This is a genomic window from Geomicrobium sp. JCM 19055 (genome assembly GCF_000698185.1).
GTDB lineage: Bacteria > Bacillota > Bacilli > Bacillales > Marinococcaceae > Geomicrobium_A > Geomicrobium_A sediminis.
This window is the reverse complement of sequence record NZ_BAXL01000009.1, coordinates 1-13,798: the sequence shown is the minus strand read 5'-3', so window position 1 is coordinate 13,798 and position 13,798 is coordinate 1. Positions and strand designations below refer to the sequence as shown.

The following is a 13,798-nucleotide window of genomic DNA, read 5'->3' as shown; positions in this document are numbered from 1 at the left end:
TTATGATGCGATTAACTGTACACGACGATTTAAAGCGTTTATTATTATTTGTGTATTATTAATTTTTAAATAATTTTTGAAAGGGGTTCTTTTGATGGAAGCACACCGAAATCGTTGGCTTATCGCCCTCTCTGCGATTGCCATTCATTTGTCGATCGGCTCAGTGTATGCGTACAGCGTTTATCAAAACCCGATTAATGATTCTCTCGGATGGGCGATTACGTCTGTTACGCTTGCATTTACGGTTGCGATTTTCTTTCTTGGAATGAGTGCCGCTTTTATGGGAAAGTTCGTAGAACGTAACGGTCCGAAGAAATCAGCACTCATATCAACCGCTCTGTTCGTCTCAGGGACATTTGGTGCGGGATTAGCTATTCAACTTGAAAGCATTGCCATGTTTGTTTTCTTTTACGGTGTTGTTGGTGGAATTGGACTCGGAATCGGATACATATCGCCCGTCTCAACGCTCGTTAAATGGTTTCCTGACCGGCGCGGACTCGCAACTGGGATGGCCGTTCTCGGTTTCGGTGCTGGTGCGTTAATTACGAGCCCGTTTGCAGAATTTCTTATGAATCAAACGTCCATTCATATGACCTTTTACATTCTCGGTACACTTTATCTCGTCTTAATGGTCAGTGGTGCGAGCTACCTTTCACCACCTCCTGAAGGCTGGAAACCAGAAAACATGCAAACCGATTCTGAACGTAAACAGCCGCGTACCGTTGCCGTCGACCTGGCTCAACTTACGGCAAACGAAGCGCTTCGTACCGCTCGCTTTTACTTTCTTTGGGTGATGATGTTCATTAACATCTCTGCAGGAATTATGTTGCTTGCGGTTGCTGCCAACATGACAGAAACGATTACCGGTGCAACTTCTGCATTCGCAGCGACAGTCGTTGGCGTGATGGGCTTCTTTAACGGAATTGGGAGAATCGGTTGGGCTAGCTTTTCTGATTACATTGGTCGAGCGAATATGTACATCATTTTCTTTATTATTCAACTCGGCGCCTTTATCGCCTTACCGTTCACAACGAACGAAGTCGCTTTCTCCATTCTTCTTTACTTGATCATGACGTGTTACGGTGGTGGCTTTGCATGCCTTCCCGCTTTTATCGGCGACTTGTTCGGTACAAAGCAACTCGGTGCGATCCACGGATACACACTTACCGCTTGGGCGATGGCAGGCATTGTTGGTCCGATGGCTGTGAGTCTTACGTTTGAACGTACAGGAGAATTCACATCCGCGTTCGTCTTGTTTACGATTCTTCTCGCAGTCGCACTCGTAACCGCCATTTTAATGAAGATCAATATTAAACGGGTAAAATCGCAAAAAGTGGATGCTGACTCTTCGGTTAGTGCGTAATCTCTTAATGATGGTCACTAGCACGAATTAAACAAAGGTGAAACGATGCATTATCATTCAAAGAAGAAGAAAATTCGAGGCTGGAAGCGGCATAAACGAAAGATTGAACGTTGGAAACGTCACGCAATGGCGTTCCCGTTCGAAGAATTACACGCACACAAACGGACATACGTTAAATTAACCATTCATCCTTTTTACTTTTCCTTCGAAGGGAAACTACCTGCTTGGTTTGTTCGGGAAGTATTCGATGCGGTATTGGACGTGTATCATTCGTGGCATGAACAACTTCAATCGTTACACGAGCCTTACGATTTAATGGTTTGGTTGTTTGAGCCAGACTTTATGAAATCGCAAGTCGTCGTTTCGTATCGTGATTGCCTCCATTTTTATGACCAAACGTTCCAACAGCGAGAGCAACAACGAGCGTTTCCTACTGACAAATTCGTAAACGATCCGATGAAGGTAAACGACATGAACTGGCAAGTGTGTATTCATACGACCGATTGGACGAAAGAAATTTTTGACGGATGGCTCGAGGATGACCTCATAACGAGACAAGAATTAGATCGTTACAAACGAAATGTCTATGAAACGATGGTTCTTCCAAACGGAGATCTCCTCTACTTGATTGACTCCGGGAACGTTTGGATTGGCAAACACACACAGGAAGGATGAGGGATCCATGCAGGTCATCCAATTAACCGATAAGAACGAACAATTCAATGAGGCCGTTGACCTTTACTGGAAAACATGGGGTGAAGAAGGCGGCAAAGTTTTTTATGAAGATGCGATGGTTCATAGCTTGCAAGACCCTTCTGAACTTCCGAGCTTCTACGTTGCGATTGATGATCGAAACGCCATCATCGGAACGTATGCGCTTCTTCGAAACGACTTGAACAGTCGTCAAGATTTGCGCCCTTGGCTAGCGTGCTTATACGTAAGCGAAGACCATCGCGGCCAGCAATTAGGAGCTAAATTACTCGAGCACGGCTTAAAAGAAGCCGCAAATCGGGGCTACGACTCGTTGTACCTTACCTCTGACTTAGAAGGCTATTATGAAAAGTATGGTTGGAAGCAAATCGGCTTAGCGTACGGTCCATCTGGAGATTCCATTCCATTATATGAAACCCATACAAATCAATACTAGTTGGAAAACGGAGCGTCTATTTTGACGCTCTTTTTTGTGTTCTCAGAAAGTCGTATACTTCACACCTATGAAGATCGTCACCAAAAGCGCTTACATGCGTTTACAACCAAACAAATGAAGAGAGACGACCTATTGTAGTGCTTCACGTAGTCGTGTTAATTTATGTCATGATGACGTATTGTTCTTGAGTTATGAATGACAGAAACAACCGTTAATTCCTTCGTATAGAACACCTTCCAATGCTTTACCGTTGGAACTGGACCTCTAGCACGTTTTTAGATTCATTAACAATCACCACCGATTTTCAGACGAACTTAGACTAGACACATAGGAGTGGGATTTTTGACGAAAAAAAAGATACATCTCTTTCGACCTCGCACGGGGGCTTATGCTACTACTCGTCGCCCTTGCGCATGCACAAATCTTCTTGAGTGGTACCATCCTTACTCGCCCCGAAAGTGGCGGGTTCATCGATACGATCCTCAATTACACCTCGGTTCTCTTTGTTGATAACCGTGCTCGCGCAATGTTTGCCTTATTATTCGGTTACGGGATTACGCTCGTCATCCGCAGTTACATGAAGCGAGAAAAATCTAGACTCGATATTCGACGTTCAATAAACCGCAGAGCGATCGCACTACTTTTCTTCGGGTTCGTGCTCTCTGTCATTATTGGCGGAAAAGACATACTAGCCATTTACGGTGCAGGATTATTACTCGTTCATTGGTTCTTATATCGAAGTGATAAAACACTCGTCAGAGCGATGATCGCTCTCACCATTGGATTTGCCCTACTACTGCCAATCTTTTGGGCCAACATGGCCTCTGTTGGCATGGAAAACATGTTCATGACAGGTGAGGGTTATTGGGAAACGATGCTCAATCAACTCGTCATGTTCTTCACTGGCGCTCCGCTGTTCGGGAACTTTGCACTGCCTGTCATTCTATCCATTATGTTAGGCATTTGGTTCGGTCGAAAAGGCTTGTTAAATGAAGATCCAAAACACCGCTCCCTCCTTAAGAAAATTGCGGTTGGTGGTATTCTCATTTCAATCATCGGTGCAATTCCACATGCTCTGCATAGTAACGGGGTCATCACGGTCGAACAGCCGAGCCTATTCGGAATCATCTTTACGATTCACATGATGAGTGGGATCGCTGGAGGGTGTGGTTATGCAGCACTGTTCGGACTCATCGGACCACATTTAAAGAAGACAAATCCTATCGTAACCGGAATTACAGCACTCGGAAAACGCTCACTCACTTTCTTTATCGTGAATGAAATCTTGCTGATCGTTCTCCTCTCACCAGCAGTCTTCGGGTTAGCGAGTACGTTAAGCATTGCACAAGTATGGGTACTCACATTCCTTGTATGGTTATCATCTGTAGGAATGGCGACCATCCTGGAACTAAAACAAAAAGCAGGCCCGTTCGATTTCCTTTTCCGTAAATTTGTTTATCGTTAAGCGCGTAACCCTACCATAGAATTGCTATGGTAGGGTTTTAATTTGTGTTTCTAGATTTGATTCGTCAGAGCTTCAACCTCATGCTGCTAGCATAATCGCGACATTATGATAAAAATGAAAGAAGCACCTCATATTGAAACTTTCTGGATTTTGATCACGTACGTTGTTACTAAAGATTACAACTCTAATCATGAACACGATCGATTAATTCTAAAGGAGACTGAGGAATTATGGCAGAAGTAAAAAAACAAAAGGTTAAACCGATGCGGTGGGGCTATCTTGGACTGTTAATTCTCCCTAGCGTTGCTTCATTCGCCGCAGCAGCTTCACCGGTCTGGAGCCAAGCATTTGCATGGGGTTTTGCGAGCATTATCGCTTTGTTATTCATCTATTCAGTAGTATTTGTATTATTGAAGCAATATGAACAGGAACCACTACGCCTTCTGTACGGGACTATTGTAATTAACATCTCAACTGTCATCATTCTCATTGCATCATGGCGAGTATTTAATGAAAATATCTGGCTTGGATTATTACTATTAAGCCTGTTTATTTGCCATGTCACTTTTGGTATTACACATCGTAAACGTGTAAATGATGCAATTCGAAACCCGAAAAAAACACCCAACCTTACATCGAGTGTACAAAAGAATCACCATTCTACTCGCTTTACTCGGCCCTGCAAGTTATGGGTTGTCTGTAGCATTAGGCTCCTATTTCGCAGCCGATACGATTCTGATTGTCTTTGCATCTCTTGGAATACCTTTCGCTTTCTTTCTTTCATTAATTACTCTTTCATCACTCACATTCGTACTACCTACGAATGAAGATCAAGAATAATGTACAGCAGATGATAGTGGGAAATGTTTAGCCACAGAAGCCCTTTCTGAATAATCCCGCGTAAAATGATCAAGATAGTGCTATGAACACTCCTGCCTCTTTAAATACAAACGCTCTCTTTATCTCTTTGTTCATTTTTAGCAATTCTACCTTATTGAGTTTGCCTTACAACATTGCCCCTGATGTTGGTCATGAGATTTGGTGGATCCCACTAGTCGGTTGCTTCATAGGCTATTTGTTAATTGTAGTCGTATCGTATTTATTCAAGACGTTACCGGACTATGATTTAATCACAAGTCTAAAGAACTCATTTGGTTCTAAGGCTGGCATGATCTTAGCCTTATTATTTCTCTTCCAACCTGTATCGTTACTCGTTTCTCACTTAAACTTTTTTTGGGCTATTTATTAATAACACGCTACTCGATGGCACACCGCATATCGTAGTCCTGATTCTATTGATGATCATTATTGTGTACGCAACAATCTCAGGCTTTACTACAATTGTGACTACATCGACACTCGTAGGCCCATTTGTTCTACTCTTAATTGTCTTAACCTTACTTGCCTTTGTACGAGACATAGAATTTGATAAGTTTTTGCCGATGTTCCAGTATCCATACGATCACTACGTAAAGTCAGTAGGCTTTTATTTAATAAAAAGCGTGATCGACAACATTTTAATTCTTTTTTACCTTTATCCCCGCCATGCTTCGAACTTCAAAGGGACAATTAAAGGGATTAAAATCGGTTACTTGCTTTCCGTGATTATATTGGCACTCCTTAATTTCTTTACCATTAATGCTCTTGGACCGAAACTGACGAGCATGGAAGTTTTCCCTGCATTTCGCACGATGCAGAATTCAGGAATGTTAAGCGATGCATTTGCGTTAAAGTCTTCGCTTTTTGTGATCTGGTATTTCACGATGTTCTTCTCCTTATGTGTTTACAAACACGTGATTTCAGACGTGTTGCGCTCCATTAACGTTAAGCCATCAAAAACGCTACAAATCTTTACAGGAGCAATCATCGTTGTTGTCGCAGCATACTACACCGCGAATACGATTGAAGAAATTGAATTTTATCGTTCATGGTCCATTTATATTTCAATCGCATCGTTCGCTCTGTTTTTCATACTTTTATTGCACATGAGACTAAAGAATCGAAGCATTGAATACAGCGTCACGAATCATCGTTAACAGAAGAAAGACCTACGTACAATACCGTAGGCCTTTCTTCTGTTAGCGTATTTAATTCCCTTCCTCAATCCGCTTAATCACTGTTGCTTGTTGCGCCCGTGTAATCGGATGATTCGGGTTCTTTCCGTTAAATATGCCTCTCTTCGTTAGATCCTCCCAAGCACTTTTGTGTGTGCTAGGCACAGTTTGAGAAGGTTCTGCTAGAATGCCTTTTGACAATACACCTAGTGCGTCACTAACCGTTAGCTTGCCTGCTTTATACGCATCTTGCTCATTTTTGTTACCGTGTCGATTAATCACCGCTTCGAATTGTTCTTTTCCTGATGACCACTGGAAATCTTCCGCTTTCACATACATCACCTCTTTTTGTTTTGGTTCATGCACAATTGATTTCACTTCTTCTCTCCGGGCAATGAGCTGCTTAAATCGTGCCCAAGGAAAGTTTCGTCCAGGGCAACTCGTCTGCCCTACATCACTATGACGATACACATCACTTGCTGTTAACCCGTGCTGATTCATTAACTTTTTAACTTCTTGTACAAATCGCAAAAACAATGTCTCATCCATTTGTTCACGATCATAATTCCCTTCAACACAGACGCCTAAGGAATCGCTGTTGTGGTTGGCCGCATGGGCACCTACATTTAAGCCTCGCAACTCATAGAATTCATGGTTTTTTTTGCAAATAATAATTGTATCCAGCCCCTGACCATCCTTGGTTGCGATGTTGGTTGTGGATTTGCAGATACGAGTATCTCACGGCGGCAGGATGATGAATGATAATACGTCTAACTTTACGAATAGGAGTTAAATTCCCCCACCTTAAAATCGTCGGTTTGATCATTTTCATGACTCCTTTTGTTTAGTAACATAAACCACTGATTCCGCCAGATCAGAGAATGCTCGTGTTAGTATATGAACACTCTTCATTGCTTGTCACTCTTGTCTAGGTTGGTGTGAACCAAGGCAAAATAAAAAAAAGCACCACGAAGGTGCTCAATTACTTAATCACTTTATGATAATAATCGATAAATGCCGTCACTTGATCCTTTTGATCTCTTAGGTTCTCAAGACTTTTTTTCTGCATATGTGACGTCTGGATCTATACTTTTGATCACATCCGTCAGATCTTGCACAAAATGATTATGTACCGAGAAATACAATTCAATATGATGATGCTCCATTTGTATATTGTTTGCATAATAGATCTTCGTTTTGGAAATCTCGTTTTGCGATATACTTAAAAATTGGGCAGAAAGAATGCAGTCACAATCACTTACATGCTTACCATAAGTAAATGATTCTAACGATAGTTCCGCGAATTTAAAAGAGCTCGTAATTAAGCTTTTTAACATATCTAGTTGTATTTTATCATTTTCCAAGATTACCACTCCTATAGTTATATTTTATCATTCAAATTTATGAATATAACAGTTATGAAGGAGGATTAATCATTTCGCTAACAAAGAGCTACAACCATAATCAATAATGCGTCGTTATGGAGGATTTTTTGATGATTATCGTCGTTCTTAAGCGTAATCATGCACAATTCTTTGTCTTCTTTTCTGTGCTGATAGGATATTTTCAATTCGGAGGCTTCTAATGGCTTTCTTGTTATGACACCAAACCAACACGTTCTCTTCATTCATTCGCCACACAGTAACAAGTCTTTGACTGAGGGACCCATCCTTTGACTCATAAATGATTTGTATAGGCATACTTGTAGACCTTGAATGTTGAAGGACATACTTGCTCATGAAGCGACCCCCTTCACTAAGATCTTCAGTGTTCTTGGTCGATCATACTCCCACGTGACATAACCTTGTTCTTTCAAACGAATGAATAGCGTATGGACGGCTGATTGAGATTTCAACCCTAACCGTTCTTTTAATTCACGGAATGTTGGAGAAAAACCGTTCGTATCAATAAAAGCAATCGCAACTTGTAACGCTTCCTTTTGTCGTTTCGTCATCTCATCACTCCGTTCATTTTCTTAATCATATACGAACATACATTCTAATTCAAGACTTTTCACGAACTTTTGTTCGTGTATATTTTCCCTTTTATAATCGCAAGCTTACTAGTAACCAAAAGTGGTGAAAACGAAGTAAGGGGGTCAACCTCATGTGCGGACGATTTACGTTCTTTGAACAACTTCAGTCGCTCCAAAAGCATTTTAATATAACGATCACAGCACTAGATGAGTATCAGGAAAGTTACAATGTTGCGCCGACTCAACAAGTCGTTACGGTACGTAACGATGGACAACAAAACCGATTAGGAACCTTACGCTGGGGATTCATTCCATCGTGGTCTAAAGATCCTAAAATCGGATACAAAATGATCAATGCGCGCGGAGAAACCGTTCATGAAAAAAACAGCTTTCGTACTGCATTTAAGAAACGCCGTTGCATTATACCTGCTTCAGGCTTTTACGAATGGAAAAACGTTGATGGCAAAAAGCAGCCCTATCACATCCAACTGAAAAACGGTGATCCATTAGCATTTGCAGGGTTGTGGGAGACATGGAGTGATGGAGACGAAGCGATAAACAGCTGTACCATCATCACGACCGAAGCAAATGAACTAATGAGAGACATCCACGACCGTATGCCCGTCATCCTCACACCAGCTGACTATGAAGCGTGGTTAGACCCTACAATGACCGATTCGGAGTATCTGCTTAGCTACTTAGAGCCCTACCCTGCTGGAGATATGATTGCGTATGAGGTGTCTACAGATGTTAACAGCCCGTACAACAATCATGAGAACCTTATTCATTCGTTATAACTACGATCTAAAAAAAAGCACCCACATCGGGTGCTTAATTCGTGATCAATTGTGTTGGCACATCGTCTTCCTCGACCTCATCGTATGTGATAACGTGATCTTCTTTTAAGGTTAATTGCAAATAAGCGCCTTCTTGCAATTCACTTAAAGCGGTAAATTCAATTTCTTTTTCCTCTTCACCATCTTCGTGTATTGCCGGAAGTTCGTAATAGACACTTCCACGTTCGTCTTCCTCTAGTATTCCTGATGCATCTACTTGTACAAACCAATACTCTTCTTCGATAAATGGGTTAATGTTGACCCGTGTCATATCAGTTAACGATTGATATAAACCGACTAAAGCTGCAATCATTACGAATGCGCCAATGCTCACACCGATCATTGCCTTTCTCATAATTAGCCTCCTATCGATCTTTACCTAATCGTAAATCTTTTTAATCGTTGTTTAAATGGATTCTTCTTACTTGCCCTTACAATGTTGTAAGATCGTAGGTAGTGAAGGTAAAATGCATGATGGAATAAGGCTACATCATATTCTGATAAAAGGAGCTTACTTTGGTGAGGAAGCTATGGCTATGGCTCTTGACATTCATGGTCTTAATAGGTGTACTAACATTAACTATAAACTTCATTAATCAAACGACTTTTGACCGCATTATCACGAACTTGAAAGAAGAATACGGGGAGTTCAGCCAACTACTTATCTATGATCACTCTTCAGAAATGTATGCAACAGAGGAATTCGCAAGACTTGAAGAATCAGAGGAAATCAATAGCTTTTTGAACCTTGCTACTGAAATGGAATTAACGGCTATTAATCAAAGAAGAGGTGAAGAGCTGTACAGTTTCGTCGTTTTTTTTCGAAGAGACTCAGAGCCGGCTCATCTTTTATATTAATAAAGATACCATGTCGTTAGGAGGACAAAATTACGAACTAAGACAAGAGGATAATGATCTGATCAAAGCAATTAAATCCTCGGATCTTGCTTGGGAAAGGATTGAATTGAATTGAATTGAATTAGGTAGATTTGAATACAATATGAACCTTCTTATTTCAATGAATTCCCCGTGTGACTCCGATAGAATTAATTGATAATTCTATCATTGATTGGGGGTGTCCTTATGATAAACGTCAGCAACATATTATTTCCACTCGTTATTTGGGGAATTAGCTTGTACGTCTTATATTGGATCATTCGTATCGCAGTAAAGCACGGAATGCAAGATGCTAATAAAAGTTAGGTACGACAGGCAGATTCCATAAGAAGTAATCAATTGTTGAAAAAGCGCTAATTCAGGTGGAACTGGGCTTTTTCGTTAGGTTGGTAGAACTAGTGTTCTTTGCAGGTGGGGTGAACTCAGATAGCTTTTTAGTTGCCATCTTCATCACCTATGTCATCCACAAATTGAATAGCACCTTCAACAGAAACTTCTTGTTTTTCGGTCCACATGGCGTAGCGTTTCCCAAGGAGTTCTGCTGCTTTTAAGCGCCGGGAAGTGTCGGATATGGTTTGCGCTCCTTCTCCGACCCCTCGTAGCGTTTCTTCCTTGTGTTCGCCACGTATAACAGCCTTCAAATATTCCAGTATCTCTTGCTGATCGGCAACCCTCTCACTCTGGAGTTGTTGTAGACGATCCTCTATATATGGCTTAAATCTAGGATTTTCTAGCATGGTGTGGGCTATCCGTCCTTGCATACGTCTCACTATACCCAGCTTTTAGCGCCGCCCGATGCGCATTGCCATGCATAATAAAGTAGTCAGCTTCTCGGTCATCTTTCCCAACACATATCAGCTTCCTCCTTGTAATTTGATGTTATATAGGCATTAAAAAAAGCACCCGAGTGGGTGCAGATTTATATTAATTGAACCAAGTATCTATGTTCTCCTTAAGGTTGGTCGACTGTATCTGTACAATTCTAAGCAACTTCCCCAACTTAATTTGGAAATCAACGCTTAAATTATCATCGGTAGACTCATCTCTAATAAATGTTAGTACATCTTGATAACCTTTATTAGTAAAACTTAAGAAGTACTCGTTCTCAAAATTATATTCGTCTACATCATAGTATTTTTTTTCATCATAACTGCCTACAGCTACCAGCTTACCGTTACTGTTAGTACTGATGTAGATATTGTTCAATCGTTCGTAATTAATTTCAGGTTGAATTAACCGCTTTCTAGCACCAGTTGGCGCAGGCTCCCAATGCATTTCACCATTCAATGTTGCTTTTTCAGCCTTTTCGAGGAAATCAACTAAATCAATTCCTATCATTTTACAATCACCTCAAGATATTTATCTTTTTCGTTAAAATCTTTTTCTAGAGTACTTATAAGTTCATATAACCTCGACATTATTTTTCTATATGCTCTATTCTTTTTAGTATCTTCTGAACCAGTTTTAACTTTATGAGATTTTTCAATATCCCTTCGCAATCTTTTTATATTCTTGGTAGTTTCCGTAGATAATATTTTTTTGATAAACATTCAATTCAATCAAACTTTCTTCAATATTAACTTGATCTATAATATTATTATCTTTAATTAAGCGATATGAAATTGTTAGATTTTTAAGTATAGTGCTTTTACTTCTTGTAAAATCTTTTTGAATATGAAGCGACATTAATGAGTTTTGTAATTTTTTTAGTCTTCTTCCCTATATAAAAAGCATAAAAAAAACTTAAAATGCTTATCAAAGAACCTACTACTGAGATAATCGCTACTGGATCTATATGTAAATTCATATAATCACCGTCAAAATGGTTTTAATTAACTATATAATAAACTAACTTAAAAGTTAAGTGTTTTTCCAATTTCAATAAGCCACAACGACCAACCTCGTTGTGGCTTAATAGAACGGCTCTCATATATAGTTGGCGAACGTATGACAAAATCTAATCCTCGATCACATCATGGTATTGTTCAATTACAGAGTCTTCTATCGTGTTGTTCATGTACTCCTCGTAAACCTGAGACCATGGTCCACCAGACTTATGAGTTAATTTCACAAGTTCGAATGGTTTATAATCAATATATTTATCCAAAACAACTAATATAGAGTCGATTGCTGCTAAACCGTGTTTTGATGAAGCAATTCTCATGAATGAAGGAGTAACAGCCATCTCTTCAACTAATATTTCAAATACATGATCTTCAACCTGTTGAATGTTATCTCTACCATGAGTTCTATATTCTTTGAAAACAGACTCGACAACAGGGCCATAAGTGTATGCAACAATCGGTTCTTTGAATAATTTTTTTTCCGGTCTTTTTAAGATATCTAGCATAACTTAGATATATTAACTTCTGCAATTTCAGATGAGAAACAGGCAACATACTGAGAATGAACCGAGCAATGTCATCAGCTGTAAGTTCTCCATCCCTTTTAGCAATGTTAATGAATTCATCAATATCAGACGTAAATATTACATCTTCAAAGAACTTATCTTTTTCAGCAATTGATCTTTTTAATCTACTGTCCGTTTTCAATTTGTGTATGCCTAAATGTACATTCCCGCACGCCTGTTTGTATCTGATTAAGAAAGAGCGAATGTGACCTTTATCCATCTCATCTTCATTAATAGAATGCCACCCTATTCTCTTTCCTTGGACATACGAACTCTGAATTGCAATGAAATGACTCACCATTCTACTCTCCTCCTTTTCTTTCAGATGTTTGAATATCCTTATAAACACCCGCCCACTCAGTGTAAGCTTGTTTATGTAATGCGTGAGAATCATAATTAATTTTAGCCTGTTCTTTGCTCCAAATTTGAAGTTCCCACGGAAAGTGAGCATTGTTCTCACCATCGAAGTATATGTGAATTGCTTCATAATCACCAACGCACTGATGATTTAGTTTAACCCTATAACCCTTTTCTTTAAACCTATTCTGGATACTTTCAAATAATCCTTTAAATTCCGGGCAATTATAATTAAAACCTGGCACAATTAATCTTAGTCCCAAAAGGTCATTTAAACATTTGTTTAATGGTATCTTTCCTAGTTCATTTTTGTTTATTCTATAATGAAGAAGTTTACTTACATAAGATTGAGGCTCTTTTACTCTCATCCTCAAATCAAGATGTGAATATTCGTCTTCCAGGTAATCTAGATCGTAAATCGTTAAAAATGTTAAAAACTCATTATAGTCATTTAGAATTTCAATAAAATTGTTATTGAACTCGTATTGATCATAGGAGTCCATTATGCTTACCATATGAGATACTTGTTTCTTTTTCAAATTATAGGGCTTGTTCCCCTTATCTTTTAAATCATTAATCCACACTTCAGTAAAATCAAGGTAATGATCTTTTATAGTATGCAAAATCTCTTCAATTGTTCCGTAGTAATCACGGGCTGAGTATCCAAAACTTTTATCGTCAAAAGGCGGCAAGTTCATCCTCCTTTTTAACTAAATTGTACTAGAGGTAAATATATATATAAAGAGTAATTTCAAGGCAATAATTCAACAATACCTAAAAACCTCATCCCACAAAGGAGAAGAGGCTATTATTAATCTGGTTATTAATCTTTAACTCTGCCCGCTCCACGGTCTTTTGCACCGTAGACTTGCACACCCTAGATACCTTGTCGCCTGCTCCAACGAGAGCAACTCTGCCTTGACCATTACATAAACCTCACGCTCTCTAGCAGTAAGCATAGATAGAGCGTCATCGATGCGAAAGGTTGGCCTGACTTATTTGTTTGTCCTCTGACATGTTATGCCGTAATTGCTCTAATGCGCTAGGCTCCATGTAAATTGTGCGTTGGTGCACGGATCGTCTCTCAATATCTTGCTTTGCACCTGGTCGCCTACTCGTCTCCGTCCTCTCAATCGCATACTTCAAGTCTCTAATTGCCCCGCCAATGATTTCATGCTGTGAAGTCCAAAATAAGAGTAACGAACATTGAATACATAAAAGAAAGTTTTGCAACACAAAAAGAGCCGATTTATAAAAATCGACCCCGACCCAACCCCAAGTTGGTATTATGTAA

At 39.7% G+C, this 13,798-nt stretch carries 18 protein-coding genes and 1 pseudogene; 9 read left to right on the top strand and 10 right to left on the bottom strand.

The window, feature by feature from the left end:
• Nucleotides 1–94: 94 nt before the first annotated feature.
• The 7 genes from JCM19055_RS09120 to JCM19055_RS09095 all read left to right on the top strand — a co-directional run bounded on the left by JCM19055_RS09120 (nucleotide 95) and on the right by JCM19055_RS09095 (nucleotide 6,011).
• Nucleotides 95–1,363: an OFA family MFS transporter gene (locus tag JCM19055_RS09120; protein WP_042359520.1), complete on the top strand. Its 1,269-nt coding sequence runs from the start codon at nucleotides 95–97 to the stop codon at nucleotides 1,361–1,363.
• A 45-nt stretch (nucleotides 1,364–1,408) separates the two neighbouring features.
• Nucleotides 1,409–2,038 carry a hypothetical protein gene (locus tag JCM19055_RS23410; RefSeq protein WP_052366137.1) on the top strand — a complete coding sequence of 210 codons (630 nt, stop codon included), beginning with the start codon at nucleotides 1,409–1,411 and terminating at the stop codon, nucleotides 2,036–2,038.
• A 7-nt stretch (nucleotides 2,039–2,045) separates the two neighbouring features.
• Nucleotides 2,046–2,510, top strand: a complete 465-nt coding sequence (locus tag JCM19055_RS09110) for a GNAT family N-acetyltransferase (RefSeq protein ID WP_042359519.1) — start codon at nucleotides 2,046–2,048, stop codon at nucleotides 2,508–2,510.
• A 427-nt stretch (nucleotides 2,511–2,937) separates the two neighbouring features.
• Nucleotides 2,938–3,975, top strand: coding sequence for a DUF418 domain-containing protein (locus JCM19055_RS09105; RefSeq protein WP_265181978.1), 1,038 nt, complete (start codon nucleotides 2,938–2,940; stop codon nucleotides 3,973–3,975).
• 639 nt (nucleotides 3,976–4,614) lie between these two features.
• Complete coding sequence (locus tag JCM19055_RS29125) at nucleotides 4,615–4,815, top strand: hypothetical protein (protein WP_265181977.1); 201 nt, start codon at nucleotides 4,615–4,617, stop codon at nucleotides 4,813–4,815.
• Between the two features lie 82 nt (nucleotides 4,816–4,897).
• Nucleotides 4,898–5,224, top strand: a complete 327-nt coding sequence (locus tag JCM19055_RS26315) for a GerAB/ArcD/ProY family transporter (protein WP_152549823.1) — start codon at nucleotides 4,898–4,900, stop codon at nucleotides 5,222–5,224.
• A 49-nt stretch (nucleotides 5,225–5,273) separates the two neighbouring features.
• Entirely contained in the window at nucleotides 5,274–6,011 is a 738-nt protein-coding gene (locus JCM19055_RS09095) for a GerAB/ArcD/ProY family transporter (protein WP_042359516.1), read from the top strand.
• Nucleotides 6,012–6,062: 51 nt separating this feature from the next.
• Here the strand turns inward: JCM19055_RS09095 and JCM19055_RS09090 are convergent, their stop codons facing one another.
• The 3 genes from JCM19055_RS09090 to JCM19055_RS09075 all read right to left on the bottom strand — a co-directional run bounded on the left by JCM19055_RS09090 (nucleotide 6,063) and on the right by JCM19055_RS09075 (nucleotide 7,983).
• The gene (locus JCM19055_RS09090) at nucleotides 6,063–6,668 is read right to left on the bottom strand and encodes a peptidoglycan recognition family protein (RefSeq protein WP_042359515.1); all 606 of its coding nucleotides are present in this window, start codon (nucleotides 6,666–6,668) and stop codon (nucleotides 6,063–6,065) included.
• Nucleotides 6,669–6,678: 10 nt separating this feature from the next.
• Nucleotides 6,679–6,855, bottom strand: a complete 177-nt coding sequence (locus JCM19055_RS27285) for a hypothetical protein (protein WP_193745372.1) — start codon at nucleotides 6,853–6,855, stop codon at nucleotides 6,679–6,681.
• Between the two features lie 909 nt (nucleotides 6,856–7,764).
• Nucleotides 7,765–7,983 carry a hypothetical protein gene (locus JCM19055_RS09075; protein WP_042359512.1) on the bottom strand — a complete coding sequence of 73 codons (219 nt, stop codon included), beginning with the start codon at nucleotides 7,981–7,983 and terminating at the stop codon, nucleotides 7,765–7,767.
• Nucleotides 7,984–8,135: 152 nt separating this feature from the next.
• Here JCM19055_RS09075 and JCM19055_RS09070 point away from each other — a divergent pair, with 152 nt between their 5' ends.
• Nucleotides 8,136–8,801, top strand: coding sequence for an SOS response-associated peptidase (locus JCM19055_RS09070; protein WP_042359511.1), 666 nt, complete (start codon nucleotides 8,136–8,138; stop codon nucleotides 8,799–8,801).
• A 34-nt stretch (nucleotides 8,802–8,835) separates the two neighbouring features.
• Here the strand turns inward: JCM19055_RS09070 and JCM19055_RS09065 are convergent, their stop codons facing one another.
• Nucleotides 8,836–9,195 (bottom strand): YxeA family protein, encoded by a 360-nt coding sequence (locus JCM19055_RS09065; RefSeq protein ID WP_042359510.1) that lies wholly within the window; start codon nucleotides 9,193–9,195, stop codon nucleotides 8,836–8,838.
• A gap of 164 nt (nucleotides 9,196–9,359) precedes the next feature.
• On the opposite strand from JCM19055_RS09065, the gene JCM19055_RS09060 reads away from it, so the two are divergent.
• Complete coding sequence (locus JCM19055_RS09060; RefSeq protein ID WP_042359509.1) at nucleotides 9,360–9,698, top strand: hypothetical protein; 339 nt, start codon at nucleotides 9,360–9,362, stop codon at nucleotides 9,696–9,698.
• Nucleotides 9,699–10,171: 473 nt separating this feature from the next.
• Here JCM19055_RS09060 and JCM19055_RS09055 read toward each other — a convergent pair whose 3' ends face one another.
• From JCM19055_RS09055 to JCM19055_RS29105, 6 genes and pseudogenes are all read right to left on the bottom strand, one after another.
• The gene (locus JCM19055_RS09055; protein ID WP_265181976.1) at nucleotides 10,172–10,474 is read right to left on the bottom strand and encodes a terminase small subunit; all 303 of its coding nucleotides are present in this window, start codon (nucleotides 10,472–10,474) and stop codon (nucleotides 10,172–10,174) included.
• A 187-nt stretch (nucleotides 10,475–10,661) separates the two neighbouring features.
• Nucleotides 10,662–11,075 (bottom strand): hypothetical protein, encoded by a 414-nt coding sequence (locus JCM19055_RS09050; RefSeq protein ID WP_042359508.1) that lies wholly within the window; start codon nucleotides 11,073–11,075, stop codon nucleotides 10,662–10,664.
• Nucleotides 11,072–11,287 (bottom strand): hypothetical protein, encoded by a 216-nt coding sequence (locus JCM19055_RS29115; protein WP_265181974.1) that lies wholly within the window; start codon nucleotides 11,285–11,287, stop codon nucleotides 11,072–11,074. Before JCM19055_RS29115 ends, JCM19055_RS09050 begins: the two co-directional genes overlap by 4 nt.
• Before the next feature lie 407 nt (nucleotides 11,288–11,694).
• Nucleotides 11,695–12,087, bottom strand: a complete 393-nt coding sequence (locus tag JCM19055_RS29110; RefSeq protein WP_265181973.1) for a type II toxin-antitoxin system antitoxin SocA domain-containing protein — start codon at nucleotides 12,085–12,087, stop codon at nucleotides 11,695–11,697.
• Between the two features lie 362 nt (nucleotides 12,088–12,449).
• Nucleotides 12,450–13,196 (bottom strand): hypothetical protein, encoded by a 747-nt coding sequence (locus JCM19055_RS09035; protein ID WP_052366136.1) that lies wholly within the window; start codon nucleotides 13,194–13,196, stop codon nucleotides 12,450–12,452.
• 277 nt (nucleotides 13,197–13,473) lie between these two features.
• Nucleotides 13,474–13,798: pseudogene (locus JCM19055_RS29105) on the bottom strand (hypothetical protein); the annotation flags it as partial.

What these genes read in the sequence shown, in the direction of transcription:
- JCM19055_RS09120 (WP_042359520.1), top strand. Translation starts at nt 95, where the DNA reads ATGGAAGCACACCGAAATCGTTGGCTTATCGCCCTCTCTGCGATTGCC.
- JCM19055_RS23410 (WP_052366137.1), top strand. Translation starts at nt 1,409, where the DNA reads ATGCATTATCATTCAAAGAAGAAGAAAATTCGAGGCTGGAAGCGGCAT.
- JCM19055_RS09110 (WP_042359519.1), top strand. Translation starts at nt 2,046, where the DNA reads ATGCAGGTCATCCAATTAACCGATAAGAACGAACAATTCAATGAGGCC.
- JCM19055_RS26315 (WP_152549823.1), top strand. Translation starts at nt 4,898, where the DNA reads ATGAACACTCCTGCCTCTTTAAATACAAACGCTCTCTTTATCTCTTTG.
- JCM19055_RS09095 (WP_042359516.1), top strand. Translation starts at nt 5,274, where the DNA reads ATGATCATTATTGTGTACGCAACAATCTCAGGCTTTACTACAATTGTG.
- JCM19055_RS27285 (WP_193745372.1), bottom strand. Translation starts at nt 6,855, where the DNA reads ATGATCAAACCGACGATTTTAAGGTGGGGGAATTTAACTCCTATTCGT.
- JCM19055_RS09075 (WP_042359512.1), bottom strand. Translation starts at nt 7,983, where the DNA reads ATGACGAAACGACAAAAGGAAGCGTTACAAGTTGCGATTGCTTTTATT.
- JCM19055_RS09070 (WP_042359511.1), top strand. Translation starts at nt 8,136, where the DNA reads ATGTGCGGACGATTTACGTTCTTTGAACAACTTCAGTCGCTCCAAAAG.
- JCM19055_RS09065 (WP_042359510.1), bottom strand. Translation starts at nt 9,195, where the DNA reads ATGAGAAAGGCAATGATCGGTGTGAGCATTGGCGCATTCGTAATGATT.
- JCM19055_RS09055 (WP_265181976.1), bottom strand. Translation starts at nt 10,474, where the DNA reads ATGCTAGAAAATCCTAGATTTAAGCCATATATAGAGGATCGTCTACAA.
- JCM19055_RS09050 (WP_042359508.1), bottom strand. Translation starts at nt 11,075, where the DNA reads ATGATAGGAATTGATTTAGTTGATTTCCTCGAAAAGGCTGAAAAAGCA.
- JCM19055_RS29115 (WP_265181974.1), bottom strand. Translation starts at nt 11,287, where the DNA reads ATGTTTATCAAAAAAATATTATCTACGGAAACTACCAAGAATATAAAA.
- JCM19055_RS29110 (WP_265181973.1), bottom strand. Translation starts at nt 12,087, where the DNA reads ATGCTAGATATCTTAAAAAGACCGGAAAAAAAATTATTCAAAGAACCG.